This is a genomic window from Amycolatopsis sp. NPDC004772 (assembly GCF_053601215.1).
Genome location: NZ_JBSGBK010000006.1, coordinates 1 through 15,933, shown reverse-complemented (window position 1 = coordinate 15,933; position 15,933 = coordinate 1). Strand labels below are relative to the sequence as shown.

Below are 15,933 nucleotides of genomic sequence, written 5' to 3'. Positions count from 1 at the left end.
GGCTACCCGGGCGGCCGCCGCCGAAGCGTCTCCTTTCAGAGGACCTGGGAGAGGAACCGCTGCAGGCGCGGGCTTCGGGGCTCGTCGAACATCTCCGCCGGCGGCCCCTGCTCGACGATGCGGCCCGCGTCCATGAAGGCCACCTCGTCCGCGACGCTGCGGGCGAAGCCCATCTCGTGCGTCACCACGATCAGCGTCAGGCCGCGCGAGGCCAGGCCCGCCATCAGGTTCAGCACACCTTTGACCAGCTCCGGGTCCAGCGCGCTGGTCGCCTCGTCGAAGAGCATCACCTCGGGGTCCATCGCCAGCGCCCGGGCGATCGCCACCCGCTGCTGCTGGCCACCGGACAGCGCGCTCGGGCGGTACGGTGCCTTGTCCGCCAGGCCGACGTCCGCCAGGCGGGCGCGGGCGATCGCCGCCGCCTCCTCCTTGCTCAGCTTCTTCACGCTGCGCAGCGGGAGCACGATGTTGTCCAGCACGCTCCGGTGGCCGAAGAGGTTGAAGTGCTGGAACACCATGCCGACGCGCTGGCGCAACGCGTCCGGATCGGCCTTGATCACCGACTCGCCGTCGAGCAGCAAATCGCCGGAATCGGGCTCCTGCAGGCGGTTCACGCAGCGCAGGAGCGTCGACTTGCCGGAGCCGGACGGGCCGATGACGCACGTCGTCTTGCCGCTCTCCACGCGGAGGTCGACCCCGCGCAGGACTTCGAGCGTGCCGAAGCTGACGTGGATGTCCTTCAGCTCCACACTGGACGAACGGACCGCCGTCGTCACCACGTGCTCACCCTCCCCCCGGGACCGATCTCGACCGGTTCGCCGTCGTCCGGCTCGTCGGCGCGCACCTTGCGGCCGGTCCGGAGCTTCTTGTCGATGTAGTTGACCAGGTGCGTCAGCGGCACGGTGATCACCAGGAAGAACACACCGGCGGCGACCAGCGGGGACAGGTTGCCGGTGTTCGCCGCCAGGTCCTGACCGATCCGGAACAGCTCGCGCTGGCCGGACAGCAGGCCGAGCACGTAGACCAGGCTGGAGTCCTTGACCAGCGCGATGAACTGGTTCACCAGCGCCGGCAGCACCCGCCGGACGCCCTGCGGGATGATCACCAGCAGCATCGACTTGGTGTAGCTCATCCCGAGCGCCCGGCTGGCCTCCATCTGGCCCTTGTCCACGCTCTGGATGCCGGACCGGAAGATCTCGCCGATGTAGGCGGCGGCGATCAGCGACAGCGCCAGGATGCCCATCGGGTACGGGTTCGTGCCCACGACGTCTCGCGCGAGCGTGCCGAGGCCCTGGCCGATCAGCAGGATCGTCAGGATGGCCGGCAGCCCGCGGAAGATGTCGGTGTACACCCGCGCGGGCCAGCGCAGCCACCACTTGGTGGACAGGCCCATCACCGCCAGGACCATGCCGAGCACGGTGCCGATCAGCGCCGAGGACACCGACAGGATCAGCGTGTTCAGCAGCCCGGTCTTCAACAGGTCGGGCAAGACCTGGGAAATGTAGTCCCAGTTCAGGAACGTGTTGACAAAATCGTCCATTGTGGACTACTGCCCCGCCTTGAACTCGGCGGGCACCGGCGCGGTGGGCTCGAACTGGTCGTGCACCTTGACCCAGGTGCCGTCCGCGATGACCTTCTTCAGACCGTCGTTGATCTTGTCGATCAGCTCGGTGTTGCCCTTCTTGAAAGCGAACCCGTGCGGGATGGTCGTGGTGATCGCCTTGGTCACCTTGAGCTTCGCGTCCGGGTTGTTCTTCGCGTAGTCCTCGGCGGTCGCCTGGTCGAACACCGCGCCGTCGATCGCGCCGGTCTTGAGGGCGTTGAGGGCCGCGGCGTCGTTCGGGAACCGGACGGCCTGCGCGGTCGGCGCGTTCGTGCCGAGCCAGGTGTCCGACACCGTGCCCTGGACGACGCCGACCCGCTTGCCCGCCAACGAGTTCTCGTCGGTGATGCCCGCGGTTTCCTTGGCTTCGATGCCGAGCGCCTGGTAGTTGTACGGCGCCGAGAAGTCGACGGTCTTCTTGCGGGCGTCGGTCTGCGAGATCGCCGAGCTGCCGATGTCGAAGGTGCCGTTCGCGACCTGGCCGAGCAGCGCCGAGAACTCGGTCGCCGCGAACTCCAGTTTCAGGCCTTCCTTGGCCGCGATGGCCTTCAGCAGCTCGTTGTCGAAGCCGGTGTAGTTGCCGTTCTCCTGGTAGGCGTTCGGCTTCGAGTCGCTCAGCGTGCCGACGCGCAGGGTCTTCTCGCCGCCGCTGTCCGAGCCGCCGCAGGCCGTGAGGGCGGCCAGCAGGGTCGCGGTCAGCGCTGTGACCAGTGTCTTCCTCATGCTTCTCCTAACCCTGGAACCCGGCCGGCACCGGAGCGGTCGGCAGGAACTGCTGGTGCAGCTTAAGCCAGGTGCCGTCGGAGATCACCTGCTTGAGCCCGTCGTCGATCTTGCGCAGGAGCTCGGCGTTGCCCTTCTTCACCGCGAAGCCGTGCGGCACGTCCGTGACGAAGCTCTTCACGACGACCAGCTTGGCGTCCGGGTTGTCGGTGACGTTCTTCTCGGCAATGGACTGGTCCAGGATGTACGCGTCGACCGCGCCGCTCTTCAACGCGGTCAGCGCGGCGGCGTAGTCCGGGAAGCGCACGGCCTGGGCGCTCGGCACGGTGCTGGTCAGCCAGTGGTCGCCGACGGTCGCTTGGATCACGGCGACGCGCTTGCCGGCCAGGCCCTTTTCGTCGGTGACCGGCGTGCCCTGCTTGGCCTGGATGCTCATCGTCTCGAAGTCGTACGCCGCGGAGAAGTCGACCGTCTTCTTGCGCTCGTCGGTCTGCGCGATCGCCGAGCTGGCGATGTCGTACCGCCCCGAGGCGACCTGCCCGAGCAGCGCGGAGAAGTCGGTCGCGGCGAACTCCAGCTTCAGGTTCTGCTTGGCCGCGATGGCCTTGAGCAGCTCGTTGTCGAAGCCGGTGTAATTGCCGTCCTTCAGGTAGATGTTCGGCGGCGCGTCGCTCAGCGTGCCCACGCGCAGCGTCGAGGAAGCGCTGTCGGAGCCGCCGCAGGCGGTCAGCGTGAGGACGGCGGCCAGCACGGTGACGATCAGCTTCTTCATGTCACGCCCCCAGGTTCTTCACGGGCAGGCCGGGACCGCCCTGCTGGAGTTCCTTCGACAGCGGGGTGTTCTTGTAGAACTGCCCGTAGATCCGGGCCACCGTGCCGTCCGCAACGGCCTTCGCCAGGCCGTCGTTCAGCTTGTTCAGCAGGTCGGAGTTCTTCTTGGCCACCGCGAACGCCGACGGCGTGTCCTTGTCTTCGACCGTGTACCCGAGTTCCAGCGGGACATTCGGGTTCTGGTCCAGGTACTTCTGCCCGATGTCCTGCGGGACGACCCAGCCGTCGAGCGTGCCGTTCTTCAGCTGCGCGAAGCCCGCGTTGTAGTCCGGGAAGCGGACGACCTGGGCGCCGGCGACCTTGCCCGCGAACTCGTCCTGCACCGAGCCCTGGACCACGCCGAGCCGCTTGCCGCCCAGCGCGCCGACGTCCTTCAGGTTCGCGCCCTTGGCGGTGACGATCGTGGTGAAGCCGGTGTTGTAGCCGTTGGAGAAGGCGACCGTCTTCTTGCGCGCCTCGGTGCTGGAGATCGTCGAGCTGCCGATGTCGAACTTGCCGCCCGCGACGCCGGCGAGCAGGCTGGAGAACTCGGTGCCGACGAACTCGACCTCGAAGCCCTCCCGCTTGGCGATGTCGCGCAGCAGCTCGTTGTCGTAGCCGGTGAACCGGCCGTTCTCCAGGTAGATCGACGGCGGGGCGTCGCTCAGCGTCCCGACGCGCAGGGTGGTGGCCCCCGCCTCGGAACCACCGCAGGCGGCCAAGGTCAGCGTCAGCGCGCCCGCGGTGGCGGCCGCGGCGATTTTCGACAGCGTGGATCTCATCGCTTCTTCCAGAGGTAGGCGCGCCCAGGGCGCGAGGAAAGCACGTCAGGTCACTGGGTAAACGCCCTGACGCTCCGGTTTCGTGCGATCGAGATTAGGGATTTCGCCCGTTCGTGTGGATTCGTTCCAGTCCGTGGACTCGTGCGTCAGCTCACAGAATCGGCTGCGGGACGTACCCCGCGGCCTCGGGGAACCGCTCGAGGACCTCGGCGACGCGCTCGGCCACCTGCGTGACCTGACGGCCGGCCGTGCCGGTGAACGAGATCCGGTCGGCGAGGAGTTTGTCCAGCTCACCGCGGTCGAGCGGGATGCGCTCGTCGGCGGCGAACCGGTCGAGGAGGTCGTTCTCCGCGCGGCCTTCGCGCATCTCGAGCGCGACGGCGACCGCGTGCTCCTTGATCGCTTCGTGGGCCGTCTCACGCCCGATGCCGGCGCGGACCGACGCCATGAGCACCTTCGTCGTGGTGAGGAACGGCAGATAGCGATCGAGCTCACGCTCGATGACCGCCGGGAAGGCGCCGAACTCGGCGAGCACGGTGAGGAACGTCTCCAGCAGGCCGTCGAGCGCGAAGAAGGCGTCCGGCAGCGCGACCCGGCGGACGACCGAGTCGGAGACGTCGCCCTCGTTCCACTGGTCGCCGGCCAGCTCGCCGATCATCGAGAGGTAGCCGCGCAGCACGACGGCGAGGCCGTTCACGCGCTCGCACGAGCGGGTGTTCATCTTGTGCGGCATGGCGGACGAGCCCACCTGGCCGGGCTTGAAGCCCTCGGTGACCAGCTCGTGGCCGGCCATCAGCCGGATCGTCTTGGCCAGGCTGGACGGCGCCGCGGCGAGCTGGACCACAGTGGACAGCACGTCGAAGTCGAGCGAACGGGGGTACACCTGGCCGACGCTGACGAACCGCCGGTTGAAGCCGAGGTGCTGCATCACGCGGTCCTCGAGCTGGTCCAAAGTGGACTCATCGCCGAGCAGGTCGAGCATGTCCTGCGCGGTGCCGACCGGGCCCTTGATGCCGCGCAGCGGGTACCGCTCGATGAGGTTCTCGAGGCGCTCGAAGGCGACCAGCAGCTCGTCGGCCGCGGTGGCGAACCGCTTGCCGAGGGTGGTGGCCTGCGCGGCGACGTTGTGGGAACGCCCGGCCATGACGGTGTCGGCGTGCTCGACGGCGAGGGCGGCCAGCCGCGCCAGCACGGCGGCGACGCGGGTGCGCACCAGCTCCAGGGAGCGGAGCAGCTGGAGCTGCTCGACGTTCTCGGTGAGGTCGCGCGAGGTCATGCCCTTGTGGATGTGCTCCTGGCCGGCGAGGTCGCTGAACTCCTCGATCCGCGCCTTGACGTCGTGGCGGGTGACGCGCTCGCGCTCGGCGATCGAGTCCAGCCGCACGTCCTCGAGCACCCGCTCGTAGGCCTCGACGACGCCGTCCGGCACTTCCACGCCGAGGTCCCGCTGGGCCTTGAGGACGGCCAGCCAGAGCTGCCGCTCCAGGACGACCTTCTGCTCCGGGGACCAGAGCGAGACCAGCTCCGCGGAGGCGTAGCGGGCGGCGAGTACGTTCGGAATGCGGGGCTTGTCCGTCACGCCCTCACGATACCTGCGCAGGTCAGCGCGGTGACGGCCCGGGGTTTCACCATTCCGCGAAGCCGCCGTCGTCGTGGCGCCACACCGGTGAGCGCCAGGCGTGCCCGGTCTCGTCCGCCCGGCGCACGGCCTCTTCGTCGACCTCGATGCCGAGACCGGGGCCGAGCGGCCGGGCCGCGTAGCCGTCCTGGAACGCGAAGATCGACGGGTCCACGAGGTACCCGGGCTCACGGCCCTCGTGGTAGTGCATGCCCACACTTTGTTCCTGGATCAGGAAGTTCGGTGTCGCGAAGGCGACCTGCAGCGACGCGGCCAGCGAGATCGGGCCGAGCGGGCAGTGCGGCGCCATTGAAGCGCCGTACACCTCGGCCAGCGCGCCGATCCGCCGCAGCTCCGAGATGCCGCCGGCGTGCGACGGGTCGGGCTGGACGACCGCGACCCCGGCGTCGAGCACCGGCTTGAACTCCCAGCGCGAATAGAGCCGCTCGCCGAGCGCGATCGGCACCGTGGACGCCTCGACGACCGAGCGCAGTGCGTCGCCTTGGGTCTCCGGCAGGATCGGCTCCTCGACGAACAGCGGCTGGACGTCCTCCAGCAGCCGCACCAGCCGGCGCGCCATCGCGGGCGAGACCCGGCCGTGGAAGTCGATCGCGAGGTCGCGGTGCGGGCCGAGCGCCTCCCGCGCTTCCCAGGCCCGCGCCACCGCGGCGTCGGCCTCGGCCGGGGACGCGATCGCCGTCATCGGCCCGGCGACGTTCATCTTCACCGCGGTGAACCCGGCCTCGACCTGCGCGGCCACCGCTTCGCGGATACCGGCCGGGCGGTCGCCGCCGACCCAGCTGTAGACCCGGACGCGGTCGCGGACCGGCCCGCCGAGCAGCTCGTGCACCGGCGCGTTGCGGACCTTGCCGGCGATGTCCCACAGCGCGTGGTCGAACCCGGCGAGCGCGCTGGAGAGCACCGGGCCGCCGCGGTAGAAACCGCCGCGCCGCAACACCTGCCAGTGGTCCTCGATGCGCAGCGGGTCCTGGCCGATGAGCAGCTCGGACAGCTCGTGCACGGCCGCGCGCACGGTCTCCGCGCGGCCCTCGACCACGGGCTCGCCCCAGCCGCTGACCCCTTCGTCCGTGCTGACCTTGAGGAACAGCCAGCGCGGTGCGACCAGGAACGTCTCGATGGCGGTGATCTTCACCCGGGTGCCCCGTTTCTACGCGGAATCCTTGGCGGCCGACCAGCCGCCGTCGACGGTCAGTTCGGCCCCGGTGACGAACGAGGCGGCGGCCGAGAGCAGGAACGCGATCACGTCCGCGACCTCCTCCGGCCGGCCCAGGCGGCCGGCCGGGGTCGCCCGCGCGCTGCGTTCGCGGTCCTCGGGCGAAATGCGGGCCCAGGCCTCGGTGAGCACCGGCCCCGGCAGCACGGAGTTGACCCGCACCTCGGGGGCGTACTCGACGGCCAGCTGCCGGGCGAGCGCGACGAGCGCGCCCTTGCTGGCCGCGTACGCGGGGTGGCCCGGCAGGCCGAAGTGCGCGTGCACCGACGAGACCAGCACGATCGCGCCACGCCGGGCCCGCAACGACGGCAAGCACGCCTGCACGGCCAGGTAGGTGCCGGTCAGGTTGACGTCGAGCTGGCGCTGCCACTCGGCGCGGCCGATCTCGTGCAGCGGCCCGGTGCTGGGCACGTAGGCGTTGCTGACCAGCGCGTCCACCTCGCCGATGTTCGCCCAGGTCGCTTCGTCGGTCACCGAACCCCGGATCGGCGTGACGCCGTCTGGGAGCTCGGCGACGTCCACGCCCAGCACGCGGTAGCCGTCCTCGATGAGCTTCCGCGCGGTCGCCGCCCCGATCCCGGACGCCGCTCCGGTCACCACCGCTGTCGGCATCGTCCCTCCGTCTCTTGAAGTACGAGAATAAATCCTAATTTAAGATTTCACAAGGTAGACTGCACCCATGAAATACCGGTGGGAAATCATGGCCGACGCACTGCGCCAGGGAGTCGTCGGAATCGTGCGCACGCGCGACGCGGAGTCCGCGGTGGAGGCGGCCCGCGCGGCCCTCGGCGCCGGGCTGCGCTCGATCGAGCTGCCGCTGACGAACCCCGGCGCGCTGGACGCGATCTCCGGGCTCGCGGCCGCCTACCCGGACGCGACGATCGGCGCCGGCACGGTGCTCGACGAGACGTCTGCGGTGCTGGCGATCCGCGCAGGGGCGCGGTTCCTGGTGTCACCGTCGGTGGACCGCGCGGTGATCCGGACCGCGCACCGGTACGGCGTGGCAGCCCTGCCGGGCGCCGGCTCGGTGACCGAAATCGTGCGGGCCCTGGAGGAAGGCGCCGACGCGGTGAAGGTGTTCCCGGCGTCGGCGCTCGGGCCGTCGTGGGTGGCGGACGTGCGGGCGGCGCTGCCGCAGGCCCCGCTGGTACCCACCGGCGGCATCGGGCCGGAAGACGTGCCAGGCTGGCTCTCGGCGGGCGCGGTCGCCTGCGGGATCGGCTCGGCGCTGACCCGCGGCACCCTCGCGGAGGTCGCCACCCGGGTCGAGACGCTGTTGAGGAGCACGCATGGCTGAGCTGGTCTTCGTCGGGTGCTACACCGGCGATGCGGGGAACGGCACCGGGGTCACGACGCTCTCGCGGTCGCCGTCCGGCTCGTTGCGCGAAGTGGCTTCGCTGCCGCTGGAGTCGCCGTCGTGGCTGGTGCGCCACCCGTCGTTGCCGGTGCTGTACGCGGCCAACGAGACCGCGGACGGCGGCGTGACGGCGTTGGCCATCGCCCCGTCCGGTGAGCTGTCGGTCCTGGGCACGGCGGAGACCGGCGGGGCGCACCCGTGCCACCTCGCGGTGACCCCCGACGGCCGGTTCCTGTTGTGCGCCAACTACACCGGCGGCAGCGTGGCGGTCTTCTCGCTGTCCTCCTCCGGCGCGCTGATCGCCCGGACGGCCCTGGTCCAGCACAGCGGCAGCGGGCCGGTGACCGACCGCCAGGAAGCGGCGCACGTCCACATGGCCGTCCCGTCGCCCGACGGGTCCATCGTGAGCGCGGTCGACCTGGGGACGGACGAGATCCGCAGCTACACGCTGACGTCGTCGGGCGCCCTCGAGCCGCTGGCGGTGTCCTCGCTGCCGCCGGGCACGGGACCGCGTCAGCTGGTGCGCCGGCCGGGCACGGACCTGGCGTACGTCGTCGGCGAGCTGGCCGGGACGCTGGTGACGGTCCGCGAGAAGGCACCGGGCGCGTTCGAGGTGGTGGCCTCGACGCCGTCGACGCTGTCGTCGGTGAAGCCCAACCTGGTGGCCCACCTGGAACTGGCCGACTCGCGCCTGTACGTGTCGAACCGCGGCCCGGACTGCGTGACGGAGTTCGCGCTGGACGACGCGGCCGCGGTGGCCGACCAGCCCTGCGGCGCGAACCCGCGGCACTTCGCGCTGGTGGACGGCACTTGTTACGTGGCGGCGCAGTCGGAGGACGCGATCACGGCGTTCACGCTGACCGCGTCCGGCGAAGCGGAACTGCGCTACCACCCGACGGGCTCACCGACGTTCGTGCTGCCGGTGTCCCTGCCTTGACCAGGCATCCATAATGCGGTCAACACCTGCCGGCTGAGAGGGCCCTCCATTGACCGAACACCGGCCCCGCGGGTTGCACGGCCAGACCGTGGAGGCACTGGCCAGCCGGATCCTCTCCGACGAGTGGGGCGAAGGCACCGTCCTGGACCTGCCCGCGCTGCGCGAAGAGCTCGACATCAGCCTCACCGCGCTGCGCGAAGCGCTCAAAGTGCTGGCGGCCAAGGGGATGATCGACGCCCGGCAGAAGCGCGGCACCTTCGTGCAGCCGCGCGAGAAGTGGAACATGCTCGACGCCGACGTCATGCGCTGGCAGACCGCGGCCGCCGACGATCCCGGGCTGCTCGACGAGCTCACCGAGGTCCGGGCCGTCGTCGAGCCCGCCGCCGCCCGGATCGCCGCCGGGCGAGCCTCCGAGGAAGACCTCGAGGCGCTGCGGGACGCGCTCGCCGACATGGCCGCCGCGGGCGACGACCCGGAAGCGAGCGTCCAGGCCGACCTCGCCTTCCACCGGCGGCTGATGGCCGCCACGCACAACAACTTCCTGGTGCGGATGGAACGGATCATCGCGATCGGGCTGGCCGAGCGGGACAAGCTCGTGCACGGCTCCCCGGCGGCGGAGGATCCGGTGCCGAACCACCGGAAGGTGTTCGACGCGATCGTCGCGGGTGACCCGGCCGCGGCCGAGCAGGCGATGCTCGCGCTGGTCACCAAGGCCCAGGACGACCTGGCGAAGGCTCAGCGCACGCGCTCGTGAGTGGTAAGGCGGGTTCTAACCCGCGTTACCACTCACGACCGGGTGCGGCAGGCTGCGCTATTCGGCGAGGGCGGCCTGGAGCATCCGGGCGGCGGCCGCGCGGGGCTCGGGGTCGACCTCGACCAGGGCGTTGACGACCGCGCCGTCGACCAGGGCGACCAGCCGCTCCAGCTCGGTCGCCGAGACCGGGGTGCCGGAGCGGGCGAAGATCTCCGTCAGCAGCTCGTTGAGCTGGGCCGACAGCGTCCGCATCAGCGGCCGCAGGTACGGGCGGCGGCCGGTCGCGACCAGCCGCTCGTAGCGCAGGAGGACGGCTTCGGCGTCGGCCGCCTGGTCGCCGCTCTCCGGGCCGAGCAGCAGGTCCAGCACCAGATCGACGGTCGCCTGCACGCCGCGGTTGCGGGTCGCGAGCTCCTCCAGCCGGCGGCGGCCGGTCGCCAGCTCGGCGTTCGAGTGGTGCTCGACGGCCGCCGTGACCAGGTCTTCCAGCGAGTCGAAGTAGTACGTCGTCGACGCGAGCGGCAGGCCCGCCCGCTCGGCCACCGCCCGGTGCCGCACCGCGTCGAACCCGCCCTCGACGAGCAGTTTCGCGGCGGCCTCGACGAGCGCGGCGCGCCGTCGCTCCCCCTTGGGGGTGGTCGCAGCGGTCATGGCCGGTCATTCTGCCAACCGGGCGGCCCCGGCCTCAGAACCGGGGCGCGAGATCGCGGGCGAACCCGTCCACCTGGCCCGCGTACGGCGCCGCCGCCCCCGCGGACGGCACGCTGACCAGCACCAGCACCCCGCCGGACGCGGTACCCACCCGCGCGGTGACCGTGCCGGCCGGCTGGGACTTGAAGACCTCCAGGGTGCCCTTCGGGTATACCGCCGCGGCGACTTCGCCGCCCGGGACCGGGAACCCCGCGGACCGCGCCACCGTCGAACAGGCGCCGCCCGGGACGGCCTGGGTGGCGGAGACGTGGCCGGGGAGCTCGCCAGCGAGGGCAGTGGCGAGCTCCCCGTCCACCTGTTCGCACCCGGAGGCGCCTTCGGCCAGTTGGCCGGTCTTCCCGTCCCCGGCACCCCCCTGCTGAGGTGGCTGGGACGAGAAGTTCGGTGACTCCCCGCCGACTTCAGGACGCATCGAGCCGTCCCCGGGTTGCGCGACGCCCGGCCCGGAATGCGCGGGAGCGGCGTTGTCCGTCGCGATCAGCGCCTCGGGGGTACCCCCGGCGAGCACTCCGTACGCGCCGAAGCCGACGACGACCAGCGCGGCGGCGCTCACCCCGGCGGTGATCCGGTTCCGGCGGCGCAGGGTCTGGCGGCGGGATTCGCGGACGACGTCGTCGCGGCTGAACGTCGGCGACGGCGCGTCCGGCGGCGCGGCGGAGAACAACGAGCGCAGTTCCTGCTCATCCATTGGTCTCCACCTCCCGTTCGAGGACCTGCCTCAGGTTCGCCAGCCCGCGGGCGGTCTGGCTCTTCACGTTGCCTTCGCTGCAGCCCAGCGCCTGCGCCGCGCCGGTCACGTCGAGTCCTTCGAAGAACCGCATGACCAGCACCGCCCGCTGCTTGGGCGGCACTTCCTTCAGCGCCGCGAGCAGGTCCTCCCTGGTCGCGACGAGGTCGTCGAGGCCGGGCGTGTCGTCCGGCGGCTCCGGCAGCGTCTCGGTCTGCCACTCGCGCCGCCACGGACGCCGCGATTCGTCGATCGACGCCCGGACGAGCGTCTTGCGGACGTACGCGTCGGTCGCCGCGCGATCCCTGATCTTCGTCCACCTCCGGTGCAGTGCCACGAACGCCGTCTGCGCGAGGTCGTCCGCCCGGTGCCAGTCGCCGCAGAGCATGTACGCGGTCCGGCGCACGGCGTCCCGCCTGGCGGCGAAGTACTCCGCGAACTGCTGCTCGTCGCGCTGGTCCACGCGCAGTCGTGCTCCGCTCTGTTGTCGTTCGCCCGGGGAGGACGGAATCAGGGGCGTCCACGGTTGCACGGACGGACTGGGTTCGACCACTCAAGGGCTGATTGATCCCCACGACGTGGGTGTGATGTGATCGCAACGTGACCTTCGCCCCGCCCGTCCTGGATTTCCGCTCCGACACCGTCACCCGCCCGGATGACACGATGCGGGCGGCGATGGCCTCCGCCGAGGTCGGGGACAACGTCCTCGAGCGCGACCCCACGATCGCCGTGCTCGAAGAGCGGGCGGCGCACGTCCTCGGCATGCCGGCCGCGCTCTGGGTACCGAGCGGGACCATGGCCAACCTGATCGCGCTGAGCCTGCACCTGCAGCGCGGCGACCGGTTCCTCGCCACCCGGGGCGCGCACGTGCTGGTCAACGAGCTGGGCTCGGCGGCGTGGCTGGCCGGCGGCATGCCGGACATCCTCGAGCACGACGGCGGCCCGGGCCGTCCATCGCCCGACGCCCTCGCAGCCGCGATCGGACAACCCGGGCCGTACTTCACATTACGGACATCGCTGCTCTGTCTCGAAAACACCCACAACGCGGCCGGTGGCGCGGTGACGCCGCCGGACGAGCACGCCCAGCTGCTGTCGGTCGCCAAGGAAGCGGGCCTGACCGTGCACCTCGACGGCGCCCGGCTCTGGCAGGCCGCGGTCGCGCTCGAAGTGCCGCCGGCCGCGCTGACCGTCGGCGTCGACACCGTGTCGGCCTGCTTCAGCAAGGGCCTCGGCGCGCCGGTCGGCTCGGTCGTCGCGGGCAGCACGGCGTTCGTCGAGCGGGCCCGCCGGATGCGGCAGATGCTCGGCGGCGGCGTCCGGCAGGGCGGCGTGCTGGCCGCGGCCTGCCTGATCGCCCTGGACCGCATCCCCGACCTGGCCGAGTCGCACGAGAACGCCCAGCGGCTCGCCGACGGCCTGCGCGAATACGGCTGGCCGACCAACACACCCGACACCAACATCGTGGTCGCCGAAGTCCCCGACATCCCGACGGCGCTGGCCTGGCTCGACACGCTCGGCATCCGCGCGGTGCCGATGGCGGGCAAGGTCCGGTTCGTCACCCACCGGGACCTGAGCGCGACCGACGTCGAAGAAGCCCTGCGCCGGATCAAGACCGGCGCCTGACGAAGTCCCGGGGGGACCGCGTGAACTGGATCGTGTTCGACTACGGCGACGTGCTCAGCAAGCCGAGCGCCGCCCTGCCCGACCTGGCCGCGGCGATGGGCGCGCCGCTGCCGCAGTTCCTGGAAGCGTACTGGGAGTACCGGCTGCCCTACGACGCCGGCAGCACCCCGCTCGAGTACTGGCAGGCGGTCGGCGACGCCGTGGGCGCGCCGGTCGACGAGGCGCTGTCGGCCGAGCTGACCCGCATCGACGTCGAGGGCTGGGGGCACCTGGAACCGTCGTCGAAGGCCCTGCTCGAAGCGCTCTCCGAAGCCGGCGCGAGCCTGGCGCTGCTCTCGAACGCGCCGATCGCGTTCGGCGAGTGGGTCCGCGCGCAGGACTGGGCGCGGCTGTTCCGCGTGACGCTGTTCTCCGGCGACGTCCGGTGCGTCAAGCCGGACGCGAAGATCTTCCGCCTGCTGCTCGACGAGCTCGGCGCCGAGCCGGCCGACTGCCTGTTCTTCGACGACCGGGAGTCCAATGTGGAGGGAGCGCGGGCGGTCGGGCTCCGGGCCCACGTCTGGAACGGCGCCGACGCGGCCCGCGCGTGGCTGGACTGAGGGCTCACGCGCACCGCACGGCCGCCTACCCGCCGTGATCTCCATGTCCTAGGCTGAGCGTCCCCCACACTCCCCGGTAGGTGCGCATGGCGACGAGCGAACGACCATCGGCCCACGTCGACTTCGAACGGCCGAGCATCGCTCGCGTCACCGACGCGCTGCTGGGCGGGCAGAACCACTACGAGCCCGATCGCGCCGCCCTGCGGCAGCTGACGGCGATCGCGCCGGAAGCCCCGGCGATGGCCCGGGAAGCGCGGCAGTGGCTGGTGCGCGCCGTCCGCTACCTGACCGAGCGGCTGGCCGTCGACCAGTTCCTCGACCTCGCGTCGGGGTTCCCGACGGCGGAGAACACCCACCAGGTGGCGCAGAAGTACAACCCGGAAGCGCACGTCGTCTACGTCGGCGACGACCCGGTGGTGGAGGCGCACGGCCGGGCGCTGCTCGTCGACAACGATTTCACGCACATCTGCGGCACCGACCCGCTGAACCCCGGCGAGACGCTCGCCGGGGTCGCGCGGTTCATCGACTTCGACCGGCCCGCCGGGCTCGTGCTGTGCGGGGTCGTCGACCACATCGCCGACCTCCACCAGGCGCAGCAGGTGGTCAAGTCCTACGTCGGCGCGCTGGCGCCGGGCTCGTACCTGCTCCTGCTGCACCAGCACAACCCGGCCGACGGCTCCGACGCGGCCGCCGTCGCGACCTCCCTGCAGGACCGCTTCGGCCGCATCGGGCTCGACACGCTCTACCGCACGCGGGCCGAGATCACGTCGTTCTTCGACGGCCTCGACCTGCTCGAACCCGGGCTGACCGCGCCGCACCAGTGGTGGCCGGACGGGCCGCGCCTGGCGCAGCTGACGCCGGTCAACTGGACGGCGCTGGCCGGCGTGGCGCGGGTCCCCTAGTAACGGTTGATGCGCCGCGGGTCCTTCTTGCCGCCGGTGATCGCCTTGTAGCCGGCGGCGCCGAGAAAGGCGATGCCGCCGATGATGGCGATCCACAGGACGGCCTTGAACACGAAGCCGATCACGGCGCCCAGCACCATGAACGCCACCCAGGCGACGATCAGGCCGCCGACGATCTTCCAGAACATGGTTCCTCCGATGTCTCCCCGTGGCCCCACCGGCCCGATGCCTCCACACTGCCACCTGGCGCGGTGAAACTCCCCTCGGACGGCCAACGTTCGGGGTTTATTCAGGGTTCCCCCTGGCCAGCCAGGCCCCCAGGCGCCGGACCCCTTCGTCGATGTCCTCGGCGCTGCCGGCGAAGGAGAACCGGACGTACTTGCCGCCGTCGACCGGGTCGAAGTCGACGCCGGGGGTGATGGCGAGCCCGGTGTCGGCGAGCAGCCGCTGGCACCAGCTCAGGCTGTCGTGCGTGTACGCGCTGACGTCGGCGTACGCGTAAAAGGCGCCATCGGCCGGGGCGAGCTTGTCGAGGCCGATGCGCTGCAGCCCGGCAAAGAGGCGATCCCGGTTGGCGCGGTACCGCTCGACGTGCGCGTCGGCCTCCGCGTACGCCTCCGGCGTGAAGGCGGCGAGGGCCGCGTACTGCGAAACGGCGGGCGGGCAGATGGTGAAGTTGCCGGTCAGGACGTCGATCGCGCGATGGAGGCGCTGCGGGGCGAGCATCCAGCCGAGCCGCCAGCCGGTCATCGCGAAGTACTTCGAGAAACTGCCGAGCACGAGCGGCTCCCGGCCGTACTGCCACGCGCAGTCGAGCTCGGCGCCGTAGGAGATGCCGTGGTAGATCTCGTCGCTGATCAGCTGGACGCCGTGCGACGAGCACCAGCCGGTGATCGCGGCGAGCTCCCCGGGCGGCAGCACGGTCCCGGTGGGATTGCTGGGGCTGGCGACGATCAGGCCGTCGATCGGCCCGAGCTCGTCGAGCAGTTCGACGGTCGGCTGGAAGTTCGTCTCGGCGGTGGTGGCGAACTCGACGACCTCGCAGCCGAGGACGGACAGCAGGTTCCGGTAGGCGGGGTAGCCGGGCCGCGCCATGGCGACCTTGGCGCCGGGGTCGAAGGCGCTGAGGAAGGCGAGCAGGAAACCCCCGGACGACCCGGTGGTCAGGACGACGTCGTGCGCTTGGACGTCGACGTCGTACCGCGTCCGGTAGTGCCCGGCGACGGCCTCGCGCAGCTCGGGGATGCCGAGCTGTTCGGTGTAGCCCAGCGCGCTCTTCCGCAGCGCTTCCTGGGCGGCCTCGAGCACGGGCTTCGGCGCCGGAGCGGACGGCTGCCCGGCCGCGAGCGACACGAGATCGCCGTGGCTGCGCTGCCGCGCCCCGGCCGCGGAGAGGACGTCCATGACGTGGAAGGGCGGCACGCCGGCCCGCAGCGCGGGCCCGGCGAAAGCTCCGAGGTCGGTCATGGGTTGCTCCTATGTCAAGCCGCTGCGGGGAGCGTGGCTGTGAGGGGTGTGGTGTCGGTTCGTAGGAGGTTGAACACGACGCGGGC

General features: G+C 71.2%; 19 protein-coding genes. 6 read left to right on the top strand and 13 right to left on the bottom strand.

What is annotated here, in order from left to right; translation table 11 throughout:
- Positions 1-35: 35 nt before the first annotated feature.
- The 8 genes from ACWEF6_RS05620 to ACWEF6_RS05585 form a co-directional block, all read right to left on the bottom strand.
- Positions 36-776: an amino acid ABC transporter ATP-binding protein gene (locus tag ACWEF6_RS05620; RefSeq protein ID WP_449681963.1), complete on the bottom strand. Its 741-nt coding sequence runs from the start codon at positions 774-776 to the stop codon at positions 36-38.
- Positions 773-1,540, bottom strand: a complete 768-nt coding sequence (locus tag ACWEF6_RS05615) for an amino acid ABC transporter permease (protein ID WP_449681820.1) — start codon at positions 1,538-1,540, stop codon at positions 773-775. The genes ACWEF6_RS05620 and ACWEF6_RS05615 overlap by 4 nt, the downstream gene beginning before the upstream one ends.
- A gap of 6 nt (positions 1,541-1,546) precedes the next feature.
- Positions 1,547-2,326, bottom strand: a complete 780-nt coding sequence (locus tag ACWEF6_RS05610) for an ABC transporter substrate-binding protein (RefSeq protein WP_449681819.1) — start codon at positions 2,324-2,326, stop codon at positions 1,547-1,549.
- A 7-nt stretch (positions 2,327-2,333) separates the two neighbouring features.
- Positions 2,334-3,098 carry an ABC transporter substrate-binding protein gene (locus ACWEF6_RS05605; RefSeq protein ID WP_449681818.1) on the bottom strand — a complete coding sequence of 255 codons (765 nt, stop codon included), beginning with the start codon at positions 3,096-3,098 and terminating at the stop codon, positions 2,334-2,336.
- A 1-nt stretch (position 3,099) separates the two neighbouring features.
- Complete coding sequence (locus ACWEF6_RS05600) at positions 3,100-3,918, bottom strand: ABC transporter substrate-binding protein (protein WP_449681817.1); 819 nt, start codon at positions 3,916-3,918, stop codon at positions 3,100-3,102.
- A 151-nt stretch (positions 3,919-4,069) separates the two neighbouring features.
- Entirely contained in the window at positions 4,070-5,497 is a 1,428-nt protein-coding gene (gene purB / locus ACWEF6_RS05595) for an adenylosuccinate lyase (protein WP_449681816.1), read from the bottom strand.
- A 46-nt stretch (positions 5,498-5,543) separates the two neighbouring features.
- Positions 5,544-6,689 carry a galactonate dehydratase gene (gene dgoD, locus ACWEF6_RS05590; protein ID WP_449681815.1) on the bottom strand — a complete coding sequence of 382 codons (1,146 nt, stop codon included), beginning with the start codon at positions 6,687-6,689 and terminating at the stop codon, positions 5,544-5,546.
- 15 nt (positions 6,690-6,704) lie between these two features.
- On the bottom strand, positions 6,705-7,382 hold the full coding sequence (locus tag ACWEF6_RS05585) for an SDR family NAD(P)-dependent oxidoreductase (RefSeq protein ID WP_449681814.1): 678 nt from the start codon (positions 7,380-7,382) through the stop codon (positions 6,705-6,707).
- Positions 7,383-7,449: 67 nt separating this feature from the next.
- Between ACWEF6_RS05585 and ACWEF6_RS05580 the strand changes: the two genes are divergently transcribed.
- From ACWEF6_RS05580 to ACWEF6_RS05570, 3 genes are read left to right on the top strand one after another with little or no spacing between them, the layout of a single operon-like run.
- Positions 7,450-8,067: a bifunctional 4-hydroxy-2-oxoglutarate aldolase/2-dehydro-3-deoxy-phosphogluconate aldolase gene (locus tag ACWEF6_RS05580; protein WP_449681813.1), complete on the top strand. Its 618-nt coding sequence runs from the start codon at positions 7,450-7,452 to the stop codon at positions 8,065-8,067.
- Complete coding sequence (locus ACWEF6_RS05575; RefSeq protein WP_449681812.1) at positions 8,060-9,064, top strand: lactonase family protein; 1,005 nt, start codon at positions 8,060-8,062, stop codon at positions 9,062-9,064. Before ACWEF6_RS05580 ends, ACWEF6_RS05575 begins: the two co-directional genes overlap by 8 nt.
- Before the next feature lie 49 nt (positions 9,065-9,113).
- The gene (locus tag ACWEF6_RS05570) at positions 9,114-9,818 is read left to right on the top strand and encodes a FadR/GntR family transcriptional regulator (RefSeq protein ID WP_449681811.1); all 705 of its coding nucleotides are present in this window, start codon (positions 9,114-9,116) and stop codon (positions 9,816-9,818) included.
- Between the two features lie 57 nt (positions 9,819-9,875).
- Here ACWEF6_RS05570 and ACWEF6_RS05565 read toward each other — a convergent pair whose 3' ends face one another.
- The 3 genes from ACWEF6_RS05565 to ACWEF6_RS05555 are packed head-to-tail and all read right to left on the bottom strand — an operon-like array spanning position 9,876 to position 11,719.
- A complete protein-coding gene (locus ACWEF6_RS05565; protein ID WP_310969499.1) occupies positions 9,876-10,469 on the bottom strand; it encodes a TetR/AcrR family transcriptional regulator in 594 nt (197 codons plus the stop codon).
- Positions 10,470-10,503: 34 nt separating this feature from the next.
- The gene (locus tag ACWEF6_RS05560; protein ID WP_449681810.1) at positions 10,504-11,217 is read right to left on the bottom strand and encodes a hypothetical protein; all 714 of its coding nucleotides are present in this window, start codon (positions 11,215-11,217) and stop codon (positions 10,504-10,506) included.
- Complete coding sequence (locus ACWEF6_RS05555) at positions 11,210-11,719, bottom strand: SigE family RNA polymerase sigma factor (RefSeq protein ID WP_449681809.1); 510 nt, start codon at positions 11,717-11,719, stop codon at positions 11,210-11,212. Before ACWEF6_RS05555 ends, ACWEF6_RS05560 begins: the two co-directional genes overlap by 8 nt.
- A gap of 137 nt (positions 11,720-11,856) precedes the next feature.
- Here ACWEF6_RS05555 and ACWEF6_RS05550 point away from each other — a divergent pair, with 137 nt between their 5' ends.
- From ACWEF6_RS05550 to ACWEF6_RS05540, 3 genes are all read left to right on the top strand, one after another.
- Entirely contained in the window at positions 11,857-12,879 is a 1,023-nt protein-coding gene (locus tag ACWEF6_RS05550; RefSeq protein WP_449681808.1) for a threonine aldolase family protein, read from the top strand.
- A gap of 20 nt (positions 12,880-12,899) precedes the next feature.
- Positions 12,900-13,478 carry an HAD family hydrolase gene (locus ACWEF6_RS05545; RefSeq protein ID WP_449681807.1) on the top strand — a complete coding sequence of 193 codons (579 nt, stop codon included), beginning with the start codon at positions 12,900-12,902 and terminating at the stop codon, positions 13,476-13,478.
- An 86-nt stretch (positions 13,479-13,564) separates the two neighbouring features.
- A complete protein-coding gene (locus ACWEF6_RS05540; RefSeq protein WP_449681806.1) occupies positions 13,565-14,380 on the top strand; it encodes an SAM-dependent methyltransferase in 816 nt (271 codons plus the stop codon).
- Here the strand turns inward: ACWEF6_RS05540 and ACWEF6_RS05535 are convergent.
- Both ACWEF6_RS05535 and ACWEF6_RS05530 read right to left on the bottom strand, forming a co-directional pair.
- Positions 14,377-14,568: a hypothetical protein gene (locus ACWEF6_RS05535; protein ID WP_003096028.1), complete on the bottom strand. Its 192-nt coding sequence runs from the start codon at positions 14,566-14,568 to the stop codon at positions 14,377-14,379. The two genes, ACWEF6_RS05540 and ACWEF6_RS05535, sit on opposite strands and share 4 nt — an antisense overlap.
- Before the next feature lie 97 nt (positions 14,569-14,665).
- A complete protein-coding gene (locus ACWEF6_RS05530) occupies positions 14,666-15,847 on the bottom strand; it encodes a pyridoxal phosphate-dependent aminotransferase (RefSeq protein ID WP_449681805.1) in 1,182 nt (393 codons plus the stop codon).
- Positions 15,848-15,933 lie beyond the last annotated feature (86 nt).